Source organism: Rhizobium sp. 25PS6, from assembly GCF_032464655.1.
Lineage (GTDB): Bacteria > Pseudomonadota > Alphaproteobacteria > Rhizobiales > Rhizobiaceae > Rhizobium > Rhizobium laguerreae.
Map to the genome: position 1 here is coordinate 230,788 of NZ_JAWDIV010000001.1, position 18,607 is coordinate 249,394.

The 18,607-nt window shown below is 59.2% G+C and carries 16 protein-coding genes and 1 pseudogene; 5 read left to right on the forward strand and 12 right to left on the reverse strand.

Annotation, left to right across the window (positions count from 1 at the left end):
* Positions 1 to 851 precede the first annotated feature (851 nt).
* Genes RWK44_RS01020 through RWK44_RS01030 form a run of 3 tightly spaced genes read right to left on the reverse strand, consistent with a single transcriptional unit; the run spans position 852 to position 4,503 of the window.
* A complete protein-coding gene (locus tag RWK44_RS01020) occupies positions 852 to 2,132 on the reverse strand; it encodes a M24 family metallopeptidase (RefSeq protein WP_168281119.1) in 1,281 nt (426 codons plus the stop codon).
* 36 nt (positions 2,133 to 2,168) lie between these two features.
* Positions 2,169 to 3,239, reverse strand: coding sequence for a hybrid-cluster NAD(P)-dependent oxidoreductase (locus tag RWK44_RS01025; RefSeq protein ID WP_206116512.1), 1,071 nt, complete (start codon positions 3,237 to 3,239; stop codon positions 2,169 to 2,171).
* 10 nt (positions 3,240 to 3,249) lie between these two features.
* Positions 3,250 to 4,503 carry an aromatic ring-hydroxylating oxygenase subunit alpha gene (locus RWK44_RS01030; RefSeq protein WP_168281115.1) on the reverse strand — a complete coding sequence of 418 codons (1,254 nt, stop codon included), beginning with the start codon at positions 4,501 to 4,503 and terminating at the stop codon, positions 3,250 to 3,252.
* 110 nt (positions 4,504 to 4,613) lie between these two features.
* On the opposite strand from RWK44_RS01030, the gene RWK44_RS01035 reads away from it, so the two are divergent.
* Positions 4,614 to 5,501 carry a LysR substrate-binding domain-containing protein gene (locus RWK44_RS01035; RefSeq protein ID WP_316028230.1) on the forward strand — a complete coding sequence of 296 codons (888 nt, stop codon included), beginning with the start codon at positions 4,614 to 4,616 and terminating at the stop codon, positions 5,499 to 5,501.
* 11 nt (positions 5,502 to 5,512) lie between these two features.
* Here the strand turns inward: RWK44_RS01035 and RWK44_RS01040 are convergent, their stop codons facing one another.
* Together RWK44_RS01040 and RWK44_RS01045 are read right to left on the reverse strand one after the other, a co-directional pair.
* On the reverse strand, positions 5,513 to 7,165 hold the full coding sequence (locus RWK44_RS01040) for an acyltransferase (RefSeq protein WP_316028231.1): 1,653 nt from the start codon (positions 7,163 to 7,165) through the stop codon (positions 5,513 to 5,515).
* Between the two features lie 286 nt (positions 7,166 to 7,451).
* Positions 7,452 to 9,449: a putative bifunctional diguanylate cyclase/phosphodiesterase gene (locus RWK44_RS01045; protein WP_316028232.1), complete on the reverse strand. Its 1,998-nt coding sequence runs from the start codon at positions 9,447 to 9,449 to the stop codon at positions 7,452 to 7,454.
* Between the two features lie 180 nt (positions 9,450 to 9,629).
* Here RWK44_RS01045 and RWK44_RS01050 point away from each other — a divergent pair, with 180 nt between their 5' ends.
* A complete protein-coding gene (locus RWK44_RS01050) occupies positions 9,630 to 10,667 on the forward strand; it encodes a class I SAM-dependent methyltransferase (RefSeq protein ID WP_168281111.1) in 1,038 nt (345 codons plus the stop codon).
* Positions 10,668 to 10,831: 164 nt separating this feature from the next.
* Here RWK44_RS01050 and RWK44_RS01055 read toward each other — a convergent pair whose 3' ends face one another.
* On the reverse strand, positions 10,832 to 11,689 hold the full coding sequence (locus RWK44_RS01055; RefSeq protein WP_131641366.1) for an NmrA family NAD(P)-binding protein: 858 nt from the start codon (positions 11,687 to 11,689) through the stop codon (positions 10,832 to 10,834).
* 128 nt (positions 11,690 to 11,817) lie between these two features.
* Here RWK44_RS01055 and RWK44_RS01060 point away from each other — a divergent pair, with 128 nt between their 5' ends.
* Positions 11,818 to 12,714, forward strand: a complete 897-nt coding sequence (locus tag RWK44_RS01060; protein ID WP_168255784.1) for a LysR family transcriptional regulator — start codon at positions 11,818 to 11,820, stop codon at positions 12,712 to 12,714.
* Positions 12,715 to 12,848: 134 nt separating this feature from the next.
* Here the strand turns inward: RWK44_RS01060 and RWK44_RS01065 are convergent, their stop codons facing one another.
* The 3 genes from RWK44_RS01065 to RWK44_RS01075 are packed head-to-tail and all read right to left on the reverse strand — an operon-like array spanning position 12,849 to position 15,301.
* Positions 12,849 to 13,322 carry a cyclophilin-like fold protein gene (locus RWK44_RS01065; protein WP_168281107.1) on the reverse strand — a complete coding sequence of 158 codons (474 nt, stop codon included), beginning with the start codon at positions 13,320 to 13,322 and terminating at the stop codon, positions 12,849 to 12,851.
* 13 nt (positions 13,323 to 13,335) lie between these two features.
* The gene (locus RWK44_RS01070; protein WP_077976801.1) at positions 13,336 to 14,082 is read right to left on the reverse strand and encodes an SDR family oxidoreductase; all 747 of its coding nucleotides are present in this window, start codon (positions 14,080 to 14,082) and stop codon (positions 13,336 to 13,338) included.
* A gap of 31 nt (positions 14,083 to 14,113) precedes the next feature.
* On the reverse strand, positions 14,114 to 15,301 hold the full coding sequence (locus tag RWK44_RS01075) for an MFS transporter (protein ID WP_131662619.1): 1,188 nt from the start codon (positions 15,299 to 15,301) through the stop codon (positions 14,114 to 14,116).
* 94 nt (positions 15,302 to 15,395) lie between these two features.
* Here RWK44_RS01075 and RWK44_RS01080 point away from each other — a divergent pair, with 94 nt between their 5' ends.
* Positions 15,396 to 16,292 (forward strand): LysR family transcriptional regulator, encoded by an 897-nt coding sequence (locus RWK44_RS01080; protein ID WP_168281103.1) that lies wholly within the window; start codon positions 15,396 to 15,398, stop codon positions 16,290 to 16,292.
* Positions 16,293 to 16,348: 56 nt separating this feature from the next.
* Here the strand turns inward: RWK44_RS01080 and RWK44_RS01085 are convergent, their stop codons facing one another.
* Positions 16,349 to 17,095 (reverse strand): SDR family NAD(P)-dependent oxidoreductase, encoded by a 747-nt coding sequence (locus RWK44_RS01085; protein WP_131643643.1) that lies wholly within the window; start codon positions 17,093 to 17,095, stop codon positions 16,349 to 16,351.
* A 40-nt stretch (positions 17,096 to 17,135) separates the two neighbouring features.
* A pseudogene (locus RWK44_RS01090) lies at positions 17,136 to 17,528 on the reverse strand (DoxX family protein).
* A 157-nt stretch (positions 17,529 to 17,685) separates the two neighbouring features.
* Here RWK44_RS01090 and RWK44_RS01095 point away from each other — a divergent pair.
* On the forward strand, positions 17,686 to 18,066 hold the full coding sequence (locus tag RWK44_RS01095) for a winged helix-turn-helix transcriptional regulator (RefSeq protein ID WP_221990796.1): 381 nt from the start codon (positions 17,686 to 17,688) through the stop codon (positions 18,064 to 18,066).
* A gap of 30 nt (positions 18,067 to 18,096) precedes the next feature.
* Here RWK44_RS01095 and RWK44_RS01100 read toward each other — a convergent pair whose 3' ends face one another.
* A complete protein-coding gene (locus RWK44_RS01100) occupies positions 18,097 to 18,591 on the reverse strand; it encodes an Lrp/AsnC family transcriptional regulator (protein ID WP_077976806.1) in 495 nt (164 codons plus the stop codon).
* Positions 18,592 to 18,607 lie beyond the last annotated feature (16 nt).

The following is an 18,607-nucleotide window of genomic DNA, read 5'->3' on the forward strand; positions in this document are numbered from 1 at the left end:
CCTAAGAACAGGAATGAAAATCCCATGGTCAAATGGCTTCTCGTGATGATTTCCATAACGGTCGACGGCTCACTCTCATTCAGTCAGCTCGGCCCATTTGACAATCTTCAAGCGTGCGATGCAGCCGGCAGAATGGTGCAGGGCTCGCTCCATGGCTCCAAGGCCCGCAGCAACTCCTATGATTTGAGATGCATCGCCACCGACACCGGAAGGACACAGTGACCTGTGTGTCCTCCGTCCTAGGGCAGCGAACGGTAAGCATGAAAACCAAGATATTGTCATCTTGTTAAAGCTGATTAGCCTGCAAGATCAGGAAGTCGATAAGGGCGGTATGGAGCAGGTGCGATCGAACCGATCGGCTTCTTGTTACCTGCACTCCCAACCGGGTTCTGCAGCAGTCCTGCGCTCCTGCTCCCCGCAGGGCCTCAGAAAGACGACGCATTCGCGGGACCTATATCGTTACGCCTCTTCAAGCGCGAGATGCCCGCGTTTTTCGCTTGGCTGGTCGCAGCCTCCTATGAGCATCGGGCGGAAATCCTCCTCCGCTTCGTTCCGGCCAATTTTGTCATTGCGGTCCTAGCACTCGCTGGCAAAGCAAGCGTCACAAGCGCACCCGTCTTGACGATCGGCCTTTCGCTGGCCATGGCTGCGATCGAGCACGTCTGGAAGGCAACGACGACTTTAGATTTGCACTCGGTCGCCGACTGATCGCTGCAATGCTCTGCGTTCTGTACTCTCGCCTGGCTGGTGCTTTTGGCCTAGATCTATAGAGCAGGATGATTTAGGGCCGGGTCGGCCTAAAATCGTCCTGTTCTACATTACCGCGCACACTTTTCGGCATCATTTCCGGTTCAGATATCTTCCCACGGAAACGTGTCCAGTCGCTCGGCTCCCCTTGCCGTGATCAGAGCCTGGGTTTCCAGTTTGATGCTCTCGGATCCGGCTTCGGCAATCAGGCTTTCGACATTCAGAACCATGTTCTCCTCGATGATGCCGCTGAAATCGGGGTCGAAATCCGGATGCAGAAGGATCCCCGGCCATTCGTCCGCCATTCCGGTCCCGTGCAGAGCAAGCGTGTATCGATAAGGCTGGTATTTCTCCGGAATCCGCCACGACATTTCGTTGAATTCCTGGAAAGTCATCCCGGGCCTGATGATTGAAAGATTATGCTCGATCTGATCCCTGGCAGCGGCGTAGAGTTCCTTCTGCTTGGCGTTCATCGCCACGTGTCCCGCTGTCCACGAGCGCGACAGGTCGGCGCAATAGCCGTAGGGTCCGATCATATCGGTATCGAAGGATATCATCTCCCCGCGTTTGATGACGTAGTCCGAACATTCCTGATACCAGGGGATTGTTCTCGGGCCTGCGGTCAAGAGCTTGGTCTCGAGCCACTCGCCGCCGCTGCGTGCGTTTTCGAAGTGAAGCTCGGCCCAGATCTCTCTTTCGGTGCGGCCCGGCTCGGACACCTCGTACATCCGCGCCATACCTGCTTCGCAGACACGGATCGTCCATCTCATCAGCTCGATCTCGTCGGCGCTTTTGATGGATCGCGCCCGCTCGGCCAGTTCCTGGCCGTCTAAGAGCATGAAGCCGCGTTCCCTGAGTTCGAACGCGCCGGCCGGTTCGAGCCTGTCCACCGCCACGCGTTTGTTGCCGCCATTGCGGCTTACGAGGTCAGCGACCTCGTCCGCCCAGGCTTTCAGGCGGGGTTCCATAAGGTTCCCTGATGTGAAGAATATCCATGACTTTGCCGGCCGGATCTCGTCGATGCCGGGAAGCCCGTCATTGACGTGGTCGGCGCCTTCGAATTCGAAAAGTATGGCCGGACCATCGGCCAGGATCAGAGCGTAGCGCGAGGCGTTGTGCATCGTCCAAATGCTCATATTCGATGAATCGAAGGCATATCGGATGTTGACGGGGTCATAGAGAAGCAGGGCGCCGCAGTCCCATTCGCGCATCTTCCGGCGCAGGCGCTCCAGACGATAGCGGCGAGCCCGATTGAGCGTCGTGGCCGGCACAGGACTGATAAGAGGCCGGTCGGCTCCTTCAGGATTGAGGTATGCCTGCTTTCGCTCATCCTTGAAGACCGTCGAGCCGGTCAGCTCGGCGGAATCGCTTTCCTCTCGCAGCATCTCAGTCAGTCCCTGTTGTCGGTGAGTGACGGATGTTCAGCGCTCGATGACCAGATCGCTGAGCGGCTTGGAGCAGCAGGGCAGGAAGAAGCCGGCGTCGATTTCCCGCTGACGAATTCCGCCATTGTGGTTCATGTCGACCATGCCTGACGTAAGCTTCGACTTGCAGGTGCCGCAGACGCCATTTGCGCAGGACGACGGGATCCTGACGCCTGACTTTTTCGCACAAGAGAGCACGCTCTGGTCGCCGGAGACGTCGATGCTGCGCGCCTGCTTCGAGAAGGTGACCTGAAAGACCCTCGCCGCTGCCTCCTGAACCGCAGGAATTTCGGGTTCGTCGATGACCGCTGCGTCGAAGCTTTCCTCCAGGTAGTTCGAGCCGGGCACGCCGAGTTCGGCGGCAATGCCGCGCGCGGCGGCCATGAACGGGGCGGGGCCGCAGCACATCACGGTTCGCTCGGCGATATCGGGAACCGCAAGCCGCATATAGTCTTTCGAAATGCGACCGGTCAGACCGGGCCAGGACGGCTCGCCGGCCGCGGTCTCCGGGAGGAAATGCAGGCGAAGGCCTTTCAGCCTGCGGGCGATGCAGGCCAGTTCGTCGCGAAAGATCAGATCCTGCGGCGTCCGTCCCGCGTGCATGAAGACGACATCGGCAGGTTCGCAACTGTCGGCGAGTTCCCGCAGAATGGACATGACGGGGGTAATGCCGGAGCCGCCCGACAGCAGCAGAAGCTTGCGTCCCGACCTCTCGGGCCTGACGAAGTGGCCGAGCGGCCCATTCGCCTTGACGGTCGTGCCGGGAACCAGGGTGTCGTGAAGCCAGTTGGAGATCTTTCCACCGGGGACGCGCTTCACCGTCACGGAGAAGGCGTTCGTCCGATGCGGCGAAGAGGAGATGCTGTAGCACCTGTTTTCAGCCTCTCCATTGTGCTCCAGGTCGAACAGAAAATACTGCCCGGCCTTGAACGCAAACCGCTTGCCCTGATGGGAGGCGAAGGTGAATGTCTTGACGTCGTGGGTCTCCTGCTGGACGTCGAGGCAGACGAGCGCGTCGTCTTCTTCCGGGTTCCAGACGTCGTGAAGGGCGGCCCTGGCTACGGGCATCTGCGGGCTCCTAGTATCCATGAGCGCGCATCCGATCGATGTACCAGCTGGCGAACTTGTCGAGGTTCGTCTCGGAAAAGCGGGAGTAGGGGCCTGGCTGATATGCCGGGTCGAGAGTGCCTGCATGGGAGCGCGCGACGAGATCGGCGTCCTGGTCCGTCGTCGCGACCCAGACATCCGTCAGCTTGTCGAGATCGTAATCCACGCCTTCGACGGCGTCCTTGTGGACCAGCCACTTGGTTCTGACCAGCGTCTTGCCCGCCGAGAGCGGGATGACGGTTGCCACTACGGCATGGTCGCCCATGAAGTGGTTCCAGCTGTTGTGGCCCCAAAGATGCGTGTCGCCGAGATCCTTGCGGGTCATATGCCCAAGAAGCTTGGAGGATGCGGCGGTGGCGTCGTGGGTCTGGGATTCGCCGGCACCCGCGATGATCAGCCTCTGGGTGCGGAAGTTGGTGGCGCAGTCGGCGAGCTGCTCGACCGCAGCCGAGGGAAAGCCGTCAGACTCCCACGCCTTCGTCTGCTCTTCATACAGCCTGAAATGTTCCTCGGCCTGTTCGCGATCCTCCGGGCTCAGCGTCTCGGGGTCGAAGCCGAAGTCGAGATCGACGAAGGAGACGCAGAGCTCCGGGTGGTTCGCGGAGCAATGGTAGCATTCACGATTGTTTTCCATCGTGAGCTTCCAGTTGCCATCCTCGATGACATCGGTTTGGAAGGCAACCTTTGCGTTTCGGATGTCGTAGGGGGCGAGGCGCTCGGTCATGGCCTGTTCGAGGATAGCAATGTCCTCGGGCGGATTGTCGGAGAGACAGACATAAATCAGTCCGCCGATCGACTTGAAAGTGACGGGCTTGAGGCTCCGACACTCCTTGTCGAAGTCCTTGCCCATGTGAGGCGCGTAGCTGAGCTCACCCGTCAGTTCGTATGTCCAGGTGTGGTAGGGACAGACGAGCTTTGAAACGATCGTCTTGCCCGGATCGAGAAGGCGGGAGCCGCGATGGCGGCAGACATTGTGCAGGACGCGAATTTCTCCGTCGTCGTCACGCAGAAGGATCAGGCTCGTCTTGCCGATATCGATGACCGTGGCGTCACCGGGTTCGGGAACATCGCAATCGAGACCGACACAGATCCAGTGATTGTGGAAGAAGACGTCGATGTCTGCTTCGAACACATCTTGCCTGACGTAAAGGCCGGACGGCAGAGAGTGACCGTTGGCACGAGCGTCGAGAAGGGCGGAAATGGAAGATGGGAGCTTGTTTAGCATCAGAACCTCTTATGCGAGAGTTTCCCGAGATTGCCCTTGCAGTTCCGTTGTTTCAACGGCATAAAAAATTAGGTTCGCATAAGTTTTTATCATGCGATGAGGGTTCTGTGATGCACTTTAGAAGACGGATCCCGTCGCTGACGGCCCTGGTGACCCTGGAGGCGGTGCTCAGAAAGAAGAGCTTCACCACGGCTGCGACCGAATTGGGTGTCACCCAGGCGGCGGTCAGCAGGCAGATTGCATTGCTGGAGGAGGAATTCGGCCAGCCTCTATTCGTGCGCAAGCATCGAGCGATCGAGCCGACGGCGGCATGCATCAACCTCGGAGCCACGCTGGCCAAGAGCTTTGCCGATATCGCCGAGAGCGTGGAAGCGCTCCAGTCGCGCAGCCAGGACGTATTGACCATAGGGGCGACCGTTGCATTTTCTTCTTTCTGGCTGCTGCCGCGGCTGGCCGAATTTCGCCGTCCGAACCCCGGCATCCTGGTGCGGGTGATATCCCAGGACAGCCCGATCGCTCTCGATGACGGAGAAGTCGATGTGGCAATTCGATATGGTGTGCCTCCCTTCAGCGATGGCACCGTCATCGCCTCGCACGGCGACGTCATCTGCCCCGTCTGCTCTCCCGACTATCTCAGGCGTCGCGGAGATGGCCCGCTCGGTTCCGGTGACGAATTCATCGAAACGGATGTTCTCGATCGGTCCTGGTATAGCTGGGCACAGTGGTTTTCGCTCACCGGCGCCAACCTCGAGGTAAAGCCGTCGCTTCGGTTCAACCACTATACCGAAACCATCGCAGCCGCGCGCGCAGGCCAAGGTATTGCCTTGGGATGGCGCATGCTGGTGGGCACCTTTCTCGAGGATGGAACCCTGGTGCAGGTCGGCGGCGGCGAGCTTCCCGCGGAAGATCGTTACAACGTGATCGTGCCCGTCAAAGCCAAGCGAAGCAACGCGCGGGACCTTGCCGCCGCCTGGCTGACGGCATCATTGCACGGTTGATCGAAGCGTAGTCACAAGCCCAGTCCCACGGCTGCCGTCCGGTGAACGCCTTTAGGGACGAAGGCGAAGCGATCTGCCAGTCCTAGGAAATCGGCCGCCAGGTGAATGACGGAAAGCCACATTTCCGTTCCCTGCAAGCTCGGCTCGGCACCGTCGGCAAACGGGAATCCCTCGCCATCTCGCCATCTATCCAGCGCCCTCGATATGACCTTGCGAGCGATCGCCTCGCCGTCGGCCCGCCTGTAGTCGGTCTGCCGGGTAATCAGCAACAGCGGATGAATTGTATCGAGCAGGTTGCACGCATTGTATTTTGCAGCAACGAAGCCCTTGTGGTTGCGATAGTTGAGGTGAACCGTTTCGAGTGAGGCGCGCGGGTGGGGAAGTGCCACGCCGAACTGGGCGTAGGTGCCGCGCGTCAGGCGATAAAAGCCGTTCACCGGTTGAAGCCATCCTTCCGCCGCGGTCGGTTCACCCCACAGCCCCGAAACGCTGTTGGCATTGCGGCCCAGCCACTCGAAAAGCGCCTCCCGTGAACGCCTGATGCCAAAATACTTCGCATTGAAGTACATGGCAGTTCCGATCGCATCGACCACGCTTCCGGAGTGCCATGCCCGAGTCGACCAAGGCAGGGCGCTCAGCCATTCATCCAGCTCCCCGGCGCCGAGCTCGACCGCATGGACCGGTTGGCGTGGACCGGAACCGAGCAGTTCAAGCGCATAACCAACCGCAAGGACGTTATAGAGCGCCTTTGAATCATCCCTGAGGGCCTTGCCATGCATTCGCGAATGCTCTTCCGGGAAAAGGCCGGTCTCTCGGTCCTGAAGACTTTGGAGACGCTCGATGGTCTCCGCCGCATCGAGGTCGGGCGGCAGGTGGCCGAACCCGGCTGCGATCTCGACTGCATCGCAGAGATGCCGGATCGCTGGTCGCCGGATGCCGTCTGCCTCCAGTGATTCATAGGCTCCGTCCGTTTTCCAGCGCGCAAGAATATCAGGCCATTGGCCCTTCGCCTTCTGACCGAGCCTGGCCAATTGATCTTCGATGTCGCCAGTCTCGGATTTTTTGGGCGCCGAGCCTCGGCTCCGCAGCACCCGGGCGGGCACGCCACCGGCAATCGCCATGGCGGGAATGTCGCCTGTGACCACCGCTCCGGCGGCGATCACAGCGCCGTTTCCAATCGTGGCGCCATCGAGGATCACGCAATTGGCGCCGATCCAGACATCGTCACCGATCGTGATGCCGACGCTGACGACACCCTGGCGGTGTATAGGAATGGTCGCATCGTCGAAGCCATGATTGAAGCCGACGATCGAGGCATGCGAAGCAATCCGCACGCCATGACCGCACGTCACCGTGCCGGAAACACAGGCATAGGGATTGATGGTGCAATCGTCGCCGAGGATCACATGGCCACGGACGAGCGCGTGCCCGGCGATCCACGACCGCTCGCCCATCGTCAGGCTTTCGGTGAAGATTGCGGCATTCTCGGCGATGTAGGACGTCTCGGCCAGCTCCGCACTGCATGATCGCCTGAGTTCCGCCTTGCGGGCGAGGTGAGCCGGATGACCGAGGTCAGACGCAATGTGTTCCCACGTCAGATATTGAAGCCTGAGCGCTTCGCTCTCTTCGCTTGCCGATGTTTGCTGGCTGTTGGCCTGATCCATCCTGCCCCTCATTTTCAGGTTCAACCGCCGAATATTCACCTGATTCAGCGATCCGTTGTCTCGCTGCATCAGACGGCCGGATCCGTCCAAAAGCAAGACTTCCGGCAATGGCGGCCTTCTTCAAGGTTGGCCGGCGTGATCACAAGCTGATCTTTCGTGACATGGAATTTCCGCTCCATCTTGCGCGGCCGATGTGGCCTCCGAATTCGTGATTTGCAGAGACGTCATGCGCCAACGCACCGATCATCGGCAACGTGCTCAGCCATCTGGAAACCTTGAGCTCGAGCTATGCCGCGTTCAGAAGTTCAGCGCTAACCGGCATTCCCATGTGAAAGCCCTGGACGCGGTCGATGCGAAGATCCTTGAGAAGGGAAAACTGTGCTGCCGTTTCGACGCCTTCCACCAGAATCGTATTCCCGCGATTGCGGATGAGAGCAATCATGTCCTGAAGCATCGTCAGACCGCGTGGGTTCGAGCAGTCGTGCAGGAAGGTTCTATCGACCTTGACCGTCTGAAACTCGATTGCCCTCAGCCAAGAGAGGCCCGCGAAGCCGCAGCCGAAGTCGTCGAGCCAGATTTCGACGCCGAGTGCCCGCAGATCGGCAATGCATTTCAGCACCTCCGCCTGCATATCCATGTCCAGGCCTTCGGTGACTTCCAAGGCTAGTCGCGAGCCGCAGACCCCGCAGCGATCAAGGATTTCAGCGACACTGGCAGCAAAGCCGGGGGAACGCAGTTGTATCGGCGACACGTTGACGCTGACGGTCGCCATGCGATCGGTCATCAGTATATCCCGGCAGGCCGTCTCGATCGCCCACCTGCCCAATTCGAGGATAGCGCCACTTCGTTCTGCAACTGGAATGAATGTCTTCGGGGAAACCGCGGTGCCATCCGGCATTCTGAGGCGCATCAAAGCCTCGACAGCTCTTGCTTTCCCGTTGGTCACGTCGAAGATCGGTTGGTACACGAGCGAGACCAGTTTGCGATCGATGGCGGCCGCCAGCAGCGGGACGAGTCTGCCAGCGTGGTCATCGGGACGGGGTAAAAACGGATCAAAACTGCGAATGCAGTTTCGGCCACTTGCTTTGGCATTGTAGAGAGCAAGGTCGGCTTCACGGACTATTCGTTCGACTTTCTCGCCAACTTTCTCGCGGGTGAAGGCGACGCCGATGCTGACGGTTACGGTCGACATATCATCTGGTCGCTCTTCGTGAGCAATCGCAAGTGACTCGACCTCCATTCTGATCTTGTTGGCGAGGGCCATCGCAACCTTGGGAAGGGCAGCCGGCATGACCACGATAAACTCCTCGCCACCATACCTGCCGATCATGCCATCGGACGATTCTACAACCGCCTTCAGTGCATTGGCGATGACAGTCAGGCATCGGTCTCCTTCCTGATGTCCGTAGCGATCATTGAAGCGTTTGAAAAAGTCGACGTCGATGAGGAACACGGAGAAGTCCCGGCGCTCATCTTTCCAGGCGGCCCAGCATTCGTCGAGCCGCCGATCCAGCGCGCGTCTGTTGCTTATACCCGTCAGGTAGTCGGTATGCGAAAGCTCGAGCAGTGACCTTCCACGTTCGGACGCTTCCCAGTGCTGGTGGCGAGCCTCCGCCGCGTTCAGCAACACGTTTCGACGCTCCACGTTCAATCGCCAATTGACGAACGATGTGAAGGCAAAGCACGAAATATAGAACAACCCGAAGGCAAGTTTATAGGTTTGGCTTGAAGGGAAGAATTCCTCGATCGCGATGAAAAATGCGCATAGAACGAGGCCCGAAGTGATCACCGAAAGCCGAAATGGGAAACTGAAAAAGAGGTTGGCGCCCATCATGAAGATGGCACCGAATATCATGTAGTATGACATGGCGGTGACGTCGCGGGTGGCAATCGCCGGGTAAAGCCAGCCTACATAGCCCACAAGCAGAGCAGCGGCGCAGGTGATGTCAAGCCAGACGGTTTTCGCATTTGCCAGTCGCAAGATTTCGAACGCCAGCAGTGCGATCGTTGCAACGACGAATCGCGCGGCGATCGTCATGGGGGCAACATCGGGGATCAGCCATCGGTCGGGAAGTGCGAAGGCCACATATACGGCAACTGCCATCCAAAGACCATGCCGTGAGCTCCGCCTTCGGACAGCATCATTTTCAGTTTTCAGAGACTTGAGGGCCTCGGCGAATGAAAAGCTGGCGGTTAATTCGTCGTTCTGGACATTAGCGCAAGCCGCGATCATGCAATAACACCGGCCTGACAACCATCTAAAGTATGTTGAAAAGTAAGCCATACTTCGGCGCCCTCCAAAATCGCGTTCGGCAATCTGCAACCGGTTTGTCTTATTGCTGAGCTTTGTTAGAGGGGTAGCATCGGACCCGCAAGAGTAGAATTACCCTTATCCCGTGTAGATTCTAGTCGCATCCTATTTCGAGGTTGATTATGCTTAACGCTATGTCAAGAGGATCTCGAAATGGAACAAAGCCTGGTCTTGGACGGTGAGAGTCTTGTTGCGCCCGGCGAGATTCGTCGGGTAGCAAGGAGGGTTGCTGCTCCAGATCCCGGCCACCTGATCGTTGCCCGGGCCGAGCTTGCCCTCAGCCTTGAGGTGTCGACCCGTCAGTTCAAATCCGGAGTCGAGCCTAGTGCGATCATCGAGCGACTTACCGACGCCTTGCATCAGATACGGCGGCGCTTTCATCCGGAGGTGTGGGACGTCCTCGTTCCGATCGCGCAATCCCATTCCGTTGCTCACTATCTCCATCAAGATCCGTTGACCCGCTGGTCGTTCGAAAAGCCGCGCGGCTATTCTGGCGACGCACGCCTTCTCGACTTCATCTACGGCAGACCTGAGATTGAGGACGATGTCGCATCAGCGAGCGACTTGGGACGTTCGATCTACGCCTACACTCGAATTGCTTCGTCATCCGTCGCGGTAAGGGAGCGTCGAGACATTCTAGCTCGCCGCGTTGACGAAATCGCTTCGGCCCGGCCTGGTTCGACCGAAGTCCTCGCCATCGCCGCCGGGCATCTCCGTGAGGGACCTTTATCGCGCGCGCTCAGCGCCGGCGCGATCAAACGCTGGGTGGCTTTGGATCAAGACCCGATGAGCGTTGGAACCGTCGCCCGCGATTTCGCCGGCACGTCCGTCGAGGCGGTGAACGGGTCGGTCAAATCCCTGCTCGGTGGAAGGCATGCGCTGGGAATGTTCGATTTCGTTTATGCCGCGGGCCTCTATGACTATTTGCCGGACGCGGTAGCCGTAAGGCTGACCAGAAAGTGCATCAGCATGCTGAAGCCTGGCGGTACATTCCTATTCGCAAACTTCTCCCCGGAAACGAACGTCGATGGCTATATGGAGACATTCATGAACTGGGCGCTGCTGTTGCGATCAGAACGAGAGATGGGCTTGATCGCCAGTGAAAGCGTGACCGGGGCGGATGTAAAGGTGTCTGTTTGGCCCGGCTCAAACCGCAACATTGTCTACTGTGAAATTCAAAAGCCGCAGTAGGCCGCACGCTGGCCGACATATAATGGCGTTTGAGCCAGTAACTGGGCGCTGCCGTCCGTTCCGGTAGTCTTCGGGGCAATTCCTCAGTTCAAATCCTGGGTCGACCCTATCAGAGGCTGCATGAGAAAGGTCGTGGCTGCTCTCCTCCACGGCCTTTAAGCTGTTTATCGGCCGGCGCTAATCAGGCGGCTTATGGCTGTGTCCAGCGTGGTCGTGCCCTTCACCGGGTCGCCGTCGAACCGGATCCAGCCTTCGTTGAAACCATCGATCATGCGCATCCGCGGGAGGGGGTTTTGCATGCCTTGGTCGGTGAAAATCTGCTCCCAGGTGTCGCGGGCGACCGGCTCTGCCCGGACGGGTTTTCCGAGGATGGACGAGAGGACAGCGGCGATTTCGTTGGGCGTGACGCCCTCTGGCCCCGTCAACTCGATGACCTGCTTGCCCACCCAGTCGTGCTGCAGCAATTCTGCCGCCTTGGCTCCGACGTCGAAGACAGAAACCATCGGATAGGGCTGATCGAGCGGCTGGAGGAAACTTGAGAGGACACATGTCTCGCGCGCCGGCGCGATATCCCAAGCCGTGTTTTCCATGAACCAGCCGGCACGCAGAAAGGCGATCGGCATTGGCAAGGCAGATAACTTCTGTTCAACGAGACCGAGCTGGCTCAAGAGGTTAGGTTCTCTGGCCTGCGCGCCGATGGTCGAGAGGCAAACGACCTTGGCGGGATCAGCAGAAAGAAGCGCGGTCTCCAGCGCCGCAATGACCGCGCGCACTTCCGTAAAGCCGGGGGTTGGATCGAAGGTGGGCGGGATCAGCAGAAAGACGCCGTCGGCGCCGGCGAAAGCCTTGGTGAGCGCATCGGCGTCGGTCATCTCGGCCAAGGCTAGGTCCGCGCCTTTGTCCTTCCATTCTGCTGCTTTCTCCGCATTGCGCGCGACGGCGCGTATCGGCACCCCCGCCTCCAGCAGACGCGCGGCGACGATGCCTCCGACTTGGCCAGTTACTCCGGTGATCACAAACATGGCTAGACTCCTTTGCTGCTCCGCCGCCAGCAGGTTGGCGGTTTGTTATGCCGATCATGTCCTTCGGAAGCCTTTGACTGAAGCGCGCTTCTGTCACATGATTGGTGACTAAAAATCACGGATACGCGATGTTTGACGGACGATTATTGAATGGCGTGAGCGTATTGGCCGCCGTTATCGAGAGCGGAAGCTTTGCGCGGGCAGCGGAGCTAATGGGATTATCGGCGTCGGGTGTCAGCCGCGCCATTTCGCGGCTGGAGGGGCGGATCGGTCTGCGGCTGCTCGATCGGACAACACGCACGATGCGGCTGACCGATGACGGCGCGCGATTCTACGAACAGGTGGCCCCACTCTTGAGCGGCATCGAAGAGGCTGCGCAGACTGCTGTTGGCGCCAGACAGGCGGTGCGTGGGCGACTGCGAGTCAATGTCGACCCATATTTTTCACGCCTTGTGCTCGGCCCGCGGCTCGGCGCCTTCCTCGATCGTTACCCGGATATTCAGATCGAGATCTTCACCCGCAACGAGATCGGTGATCTTGTTGCTGATGGCATGGACGTCGCGGTGCGCTTTGGCGAGCCTGCACAGAGGTCGCTTATTTCGCGCCTGTTGATGCAGACGCCCGTGATCACGATTGCGGCTCCCGCTTATATCGAGCGGCATGGTTGGCCGAGCCGTCCACAGGATTTGAGCGAGCATACCTGTATCCAGTTCCAGGATCCGCTGACCGCAAGGCCTTTCGAATGGGAGCTTCGGTCGGGTGACGAGGTCGTCTCGATCGAGACCCGCAGCCGCATTTTAGTCAACGATGCCGGCACGACCTTGGCGACCTGCCTTGCGGGGATCGGCATCGCGCAAGTCTTCACACTCGGGATGGCGGATTATCTGAACAATGGGCAGCTCGTGAACCTCTTTCCCGACTGGTCGGACGAGACATTCCCGCTCTACGCCTTCTATCCCTCGCGTCAGCATGTTCCGGCTAAGGTCAGGGCCTTTATAGATTTCTGCGTCGAGATCATCGAATAGACGGAGGCACCCCGTCGAGCGCCTCTGCTGGCTTGAGCCGGCCGCGGCTTTCTAGTTTCCGGAAGTTTATCGTCTGTTGGGTTCTTTCATGCTTGGGAGGAAGGCGTTCACATCTCCGGCCATAAAGCACCGTGTCAGATGCGTTCTATGCGGACCGGATACTCGCCGCGCACCAGCAACGGCTCGAAGCCATTGTCGAAGCGGCCGAGCCGGATCAGCCCGTCCCAGCAGCGGTAATCCGCGTAGAACAGGGCCAGGTTACCCCACGGTTTGAAGTAACAAAGGTCGCCCGGTTGCTCGTTTCCGAAAGCACCGCTGCCTTCTTCGGTCAGCTTGCGCGGCAGATGGACGATCTTTTCGTTCCTGCCGTAGTCTTCGATCTTGAGGTTCAGGGGCAGCATGGAAATGAGATCGCGCGCCGTCGGATTGTCGAAGAGTGTCGCGGTCAGGATCAGATTGTTGAAGCCAATCCTGATCCTGAGGTCTGTCGCCCCGTGACCCGTCGAGTTGTGCTCGTCCTGCCCGTGCGCCACAAGAGGGAGAGCGGCGGCGGCCAAGGTTCCGCCCAGCACCGCGCGACGGCTCATGAACTTGGATGTCATCGACATAGCGCGCCTCGCGTCAGACAGGTTGAGCCGTGGGCCGGAACAGGATTTCGTTGATGTCGACATCGTCCGGCTCGTTCACCGCGAAGGCGACCGTTCGGGCGAACGTGTCCGCGCCGATGGCGATGTTGCTGACGAACTCCTTGGTGCCTGCCTGGATGTCCTTCTCACTGATGTGCTCGAGCAGTTCGGTGCTCACCGCGCCGGGTGAAATGATCGTGGTGCGGATGTTGTACGGCTTCACTTCCTTCCGCAGCCCTTCGGAGAGGGCGCGCACGGCGAATTTCGTCGCGCAGTAGACGGTGGCACCCGGATCGACAACATGACCGTAGACGGAGGACACGTTGATGATGTGCCCCGACTTCTGCGCTTTCATGTGCGGAAGCGCTGCTGCGATGCCGTAGAGCACCCCTTTGATATTCACGTCGATCATGCGATCCCACTCGTCAACTTTGAGCCGTTCGAGCGGCGCAAGTGGCATCAGGCCGGCATTGTTCAGCATCACGTCGATGCGACCGAACGCGTTGACGGCCGTGTCGACGAGCTTCTTGACTTGATGTTGATCCGTGACGTCGGTTTGGACTGCTTTGGCCTTGTAGCCCCTGGCGCAAAGCTCCTCGGCCAGCTTGGCGATGCGGTCGCTACGCCGCGCGCCGAGGACGACGGAAGCGCCGCGCTCAGCAAGGTGACGCGCGGTGGCTTCGCCAAGCCCGCTGCTTGCTCCGGTGATGACGACCACTTTGTTTTGGATTCCTTGGGACATGATGATTTCCTGTTTTGAGGTTTCTAAAGGTTCAGGAACGGCGGCCGGCGAGCGCGGCGAGGACAGCCGAACCGGCGAGAAGGCAGGCGGCCAGAAGGAAGGTGCTCCACCATCCCGCGGTGTCGAACAGCATGCCGCCAGCGAAAGCGCCGCCTGCAATGGCGAGTTGGATCAGCGCCACCTGCAGTCCACCTGCCGCTTCCAATTCACCGGGAACGATAGCGGCCATCCAGGTATTCCAGGCGACCGGAATCGGCGTCGAGAAAAATCCCCACATGACGAGCAGGAATGCCGTAACCGCCGCGAACGGCCCGAGAGCGATCAGCAGCAGGGCTAGGAATGCAAGAGCGGCCGGCAGGCCTACGAGAACGCGGAGGAGGTGGCGTCGGGCGACGAAGCCGATCACGGAGGTTCCAGCTAGCCCGCCGACGCCGAGGCCGAGAAGCACCATGGACAGGACATTCAATTCCAGCCCCGTGACGCCTTCGAGGAACGGGCGAAGATAAATAGACAGTGCGTTCTGGCCAATGAAGGCCAAGCCGGTCGCCGCCATTCCTATCGCGAATGTGCGATTGCGTAGCAGCCCGAATATTCTGGCCACCGAGACGGTTGATGTCGCCGGCATCCTCGGCAGAACGACCAGTTGCCAGACGAGTGCGGCAATTCCGATCGGCACGGTAATGAAGAAGGTTCCGCGCCATCCGATCAACCCGCCAAGAAAACTGCCGAGCGGTGCGGCAAGGACGAGGGCGAATGCGGTGCCACCTTGAAGAAGCGCAATGGCCTTGGGCAGGTCGCGATCCGAAGTCAGGCGTGCCAGAATAGCCGTCGACAGCGACCAGAAGCCGCCGATCGAAACGCCGACCAGGGATCGTCCGAAGAGAAAGACAAGGAAGTTGGGTGCGAGGGCAACCGCCAAGCTCGATGCGACAAGGACCGCCGTATAGAGCAGGACGACAGACTTCCGGTCGATCTTCGCCAGGAAGGCATTGCCGAAAAGGCTGGTGATAACCGCAAAGACACCCGACACGGTGATCGCCAATCCGGCTTGCCCCTCTGAAATAGAGAGGTCCCTGGCGATTGGGGTCAGAAGGCTCACAGGGAGAAATTCCAGACCCACCAGAAGGAAAGTGAGAAGTGAGAGACAGGTCACAGCAGACCATGAGGTCGCCGTGTCGTCCGTCAGTGAGGTCTCATTCAATGTCAACTCGACGGTCATTCACGTTCTCCTGTCCGTTGCCAGATAGATAGCCGCACTGGTTTTGCGCGACTAGAAGCTATAATCTGAACGTCGTGATGAAGGAGATTCAACAATGCGGCGCGACGAGTTCACGGAAATGCGTGCGTTTCTGGAGGTGGCTCAGGAGCGGAGCTTCACGCGCGCTGCATCAAAGCTGGGAGTCACGCGCTCGGCGCTGAGCCATACGATCAGCGCGCTCGAAGCCCGGCTCGGCGTCCGGCTTCTCTCCCGCACGACGCGTGACGTCGCCCCGACGGCGGCCGGTACGCGCCTCGTGGAAACTATCCAGCCGCATTTCGAGAGCATCGCCGCCGGGATCAGTGCCCTCGGCGCGTTGCGCGACAAGCCTTCGGGCACAGTCCGCCTCGTATGTCCCGATGATGCCGTGGAGCTGGTCTTCCGTTCGAGGCTGCCGGCATTTTTACGGGATTACCCCGATATCACCGTGGAACTCATCGTCGACAATGGTTTCACAAATATCGTGGAGCGCCAATTCGATGCCGGCGTGCGGCTCGGCGAAGCGATTGCGCGCGACATGGTGGCCGTTCGCATCGGGCCTGATATCTCTTACGCCGTGGTTGGATCACCCGAATATTTTGCTGTCCACACTGTGCCTTCGACCCCGCATGGCTTGACGGACCACAATTGCGTCAACCTGCGTCTTCCGACGTCAGGCGCTCTCTATGCTTGGGAGTTTGAAAAGGATGGCCGCGAGTTCAGCGTTCGTGTGGAAGGCCAGCTCGTGATGAGCAACATAGGGCCGGCGATCAATGCCGCTCTCGATGGGGCGGGGCTGTCTTATGTGCCGAGGGACCTCATCAGGCAATATTGTGACAGCGGTCAACTGCACGAAGTGCTCGCGGACTGGGCGCCTACATTCCAGGGGTATCATCTCTATTACCCCAGCCGGCGCCATCCATCCCCTGCTTTCTCTGCCTTCGTTGAAGCTTTCCGCTACCGGTATCGGTAGCGGAAAACAGGCCGGGCGAAGCAGCGCAAACCGTCGCGCCTCTTGCTCATCGACAATTACCGGGCGCTGTCGATGATGGCGCCGCCGTCGGGGGTAAGGCTGTAGCCCGTGATGAATTGGGAATCCTTGCTGGCCAGGAACAGCACTACCGGGGCAATGTCGTCTTCCGGCGAGCCAAAACGAGCGAGCGCGTTTGTCGGGGGAGGGATATCCTTTTTCTCGGCACCCCAGGTGTCCGCGATCGGCAGAACGTTGTTCACGGTGATGTTGTCGGCACCCCATTCGCGTGCCGCCGTACGGGTCAGCGCGCGCACAGCCTCCTTGGCCATGTTGTAGGGGCCGTAACCAGCCAACCCCACAGTGCCGGCCATCGAACCGAAATTGATGATCCGCCCTTCTCCGCCTTCTCTCAGGTGAGGATAACAAGCCTGCATGAAACGTAGATAGGCGATCGGCCCGGTGTCGAAGTTCCGTTGCAGTTGCTCGATCGAAAGGTCGCTGACTGAAGACAAGACGGCAGAACCATCGAAAGCATTGTTCACGAGAATGTCGATGCGGCCGTACGCAGCGACAACCTTGTCCACCGCGGCCGTGATCTGATCGGCTTCACCGACGTCGCAGACGACGCCGAGCGCGGTGCCGCCGGCTTCGACGATATCCGCGACAACGCGTTCGACGCCTTCGGAGGTCCGCGAAAGAACTGCGACCTTCGCGCCTTCGGCCGCAAACAGTTTTGCGGTGGCGCGGCCAATGCCGCGGCTTGCGCCAGTGATAACGGCAACTTTTCCATTGAGTCGACCCATGTGTATCTCCATTTGATAAGGCTGGGGAATCTTCGAGGCGTCAGAGGACGGCAGCCTGGACGTAAGGCGAAGGGGCGTCGCGGGCGTCGTTCTGCGTCATGAACGAGGCGATCAGCAGCGCCAGGCCGATCGCCGCCGGCAGCGCGCCCACAGGTTTTCGAACGCCGATATGTGCGAGGCCCGACAGCAGCAGGTGAAAGAAGATGCCTGCATAGGCGAGGTCGCTGAGCGGGACGCTGACGCGTGAAAGGATCGCGACCGGGCCGAGGATCTTAACAATGATCATGAACGGAACGAGGTTGTTCGCCCTATATCCGAGTTCCGTCAGCGCCTCGCGAACCCACTGTTACTTTGTGGCATACATGTAGGCTGAAGCGAGATGGAGCGCGGATAGAAGTGCCGTGCTGATCCAGTATCCGTAAAATTCAAGCATAAGTTCATCCTGTCGCTGCTCACGCAGCAACATTCCTCTCGTCGAGTCTGTCGGTTTCTATGTGAGAGGCGCTCCTTTTACTGCGCCCCTGATGCACGGATGGAAAATGTCGTCTAAGGTCTATCTTTGCAAGTAGGATGAATTACTTACAGCTAGTATGGAAAACCAGACTATGGCCGATGGCGAAATCAATATGCATGAGGAGATGCGTCGCGCATTCGCGCTGCTCTCCGGTAAATGGAAGCTGGAAATCATGTGGCTGCTCCATCAGCGGATCCACCGGTTTGGCGAACTGAGAAAGGCTATTCCCGGCATTACTCAGCACATGCTGACGGCGCAACTGCGCGAGTTGGAGGCGGACGGCCTCGTATCCCGCACCGCCTTTGCGGAGGTTCCCCCGCGCGTCGAATATGCAATCACGCAGAAGGCGCGGGGCCTCGGCCCCACGATGGAAGCTCTGACGGCATGGTGGAACGAGTACGGCAAAAGCGTGCCGGCGAAGCCGAGCGCACGCGGGCGTAAAGCGAAAGGTGGCTGAACTGCTTCGGGTCGATAAACGACATTACCCTCACGAAAGACTGGAACCGAACTTGTCCCAGCTTTCCTTGACCGTTTCCATCGCGACGTTGGTCGAGGTGTTGGCAACGTGGGGCAGCGTCGAGATGCGCTCGCCGAGGACGCGGCGGTAGCGGCCGATATCGCGCGTGCGGATCTTCAGGAGATAGTCGAACCTGCCGGCGATCATATGGCACTCTTCGACTTCGCTGATCTTCTTGATGGCATCGTTGAAGCTTTTCAGCGCGTCCTCGCGGGTATCGGAAAGCTTCACCTCGACGAAAGCGATATGGTCGAGCTGCATTTTCGACGGATTGAGGACGGCCTTGAAGCCTTCGATATATCCGTCGCTGATCAGCCTTTTGAAGCGGATCTGGCACGGCGTCTTCGACAATCCGACACGCGCGGCCAAGTCCGTGATCGACAGCCTTCCGTCCTCGGCGAGTGCGGTGAGGATCTTTCTGTCGAACTGGTCCAATTCACTAAAGATGTCGGTTTCAGTAGCCATTTGAATTCTCGCGCGC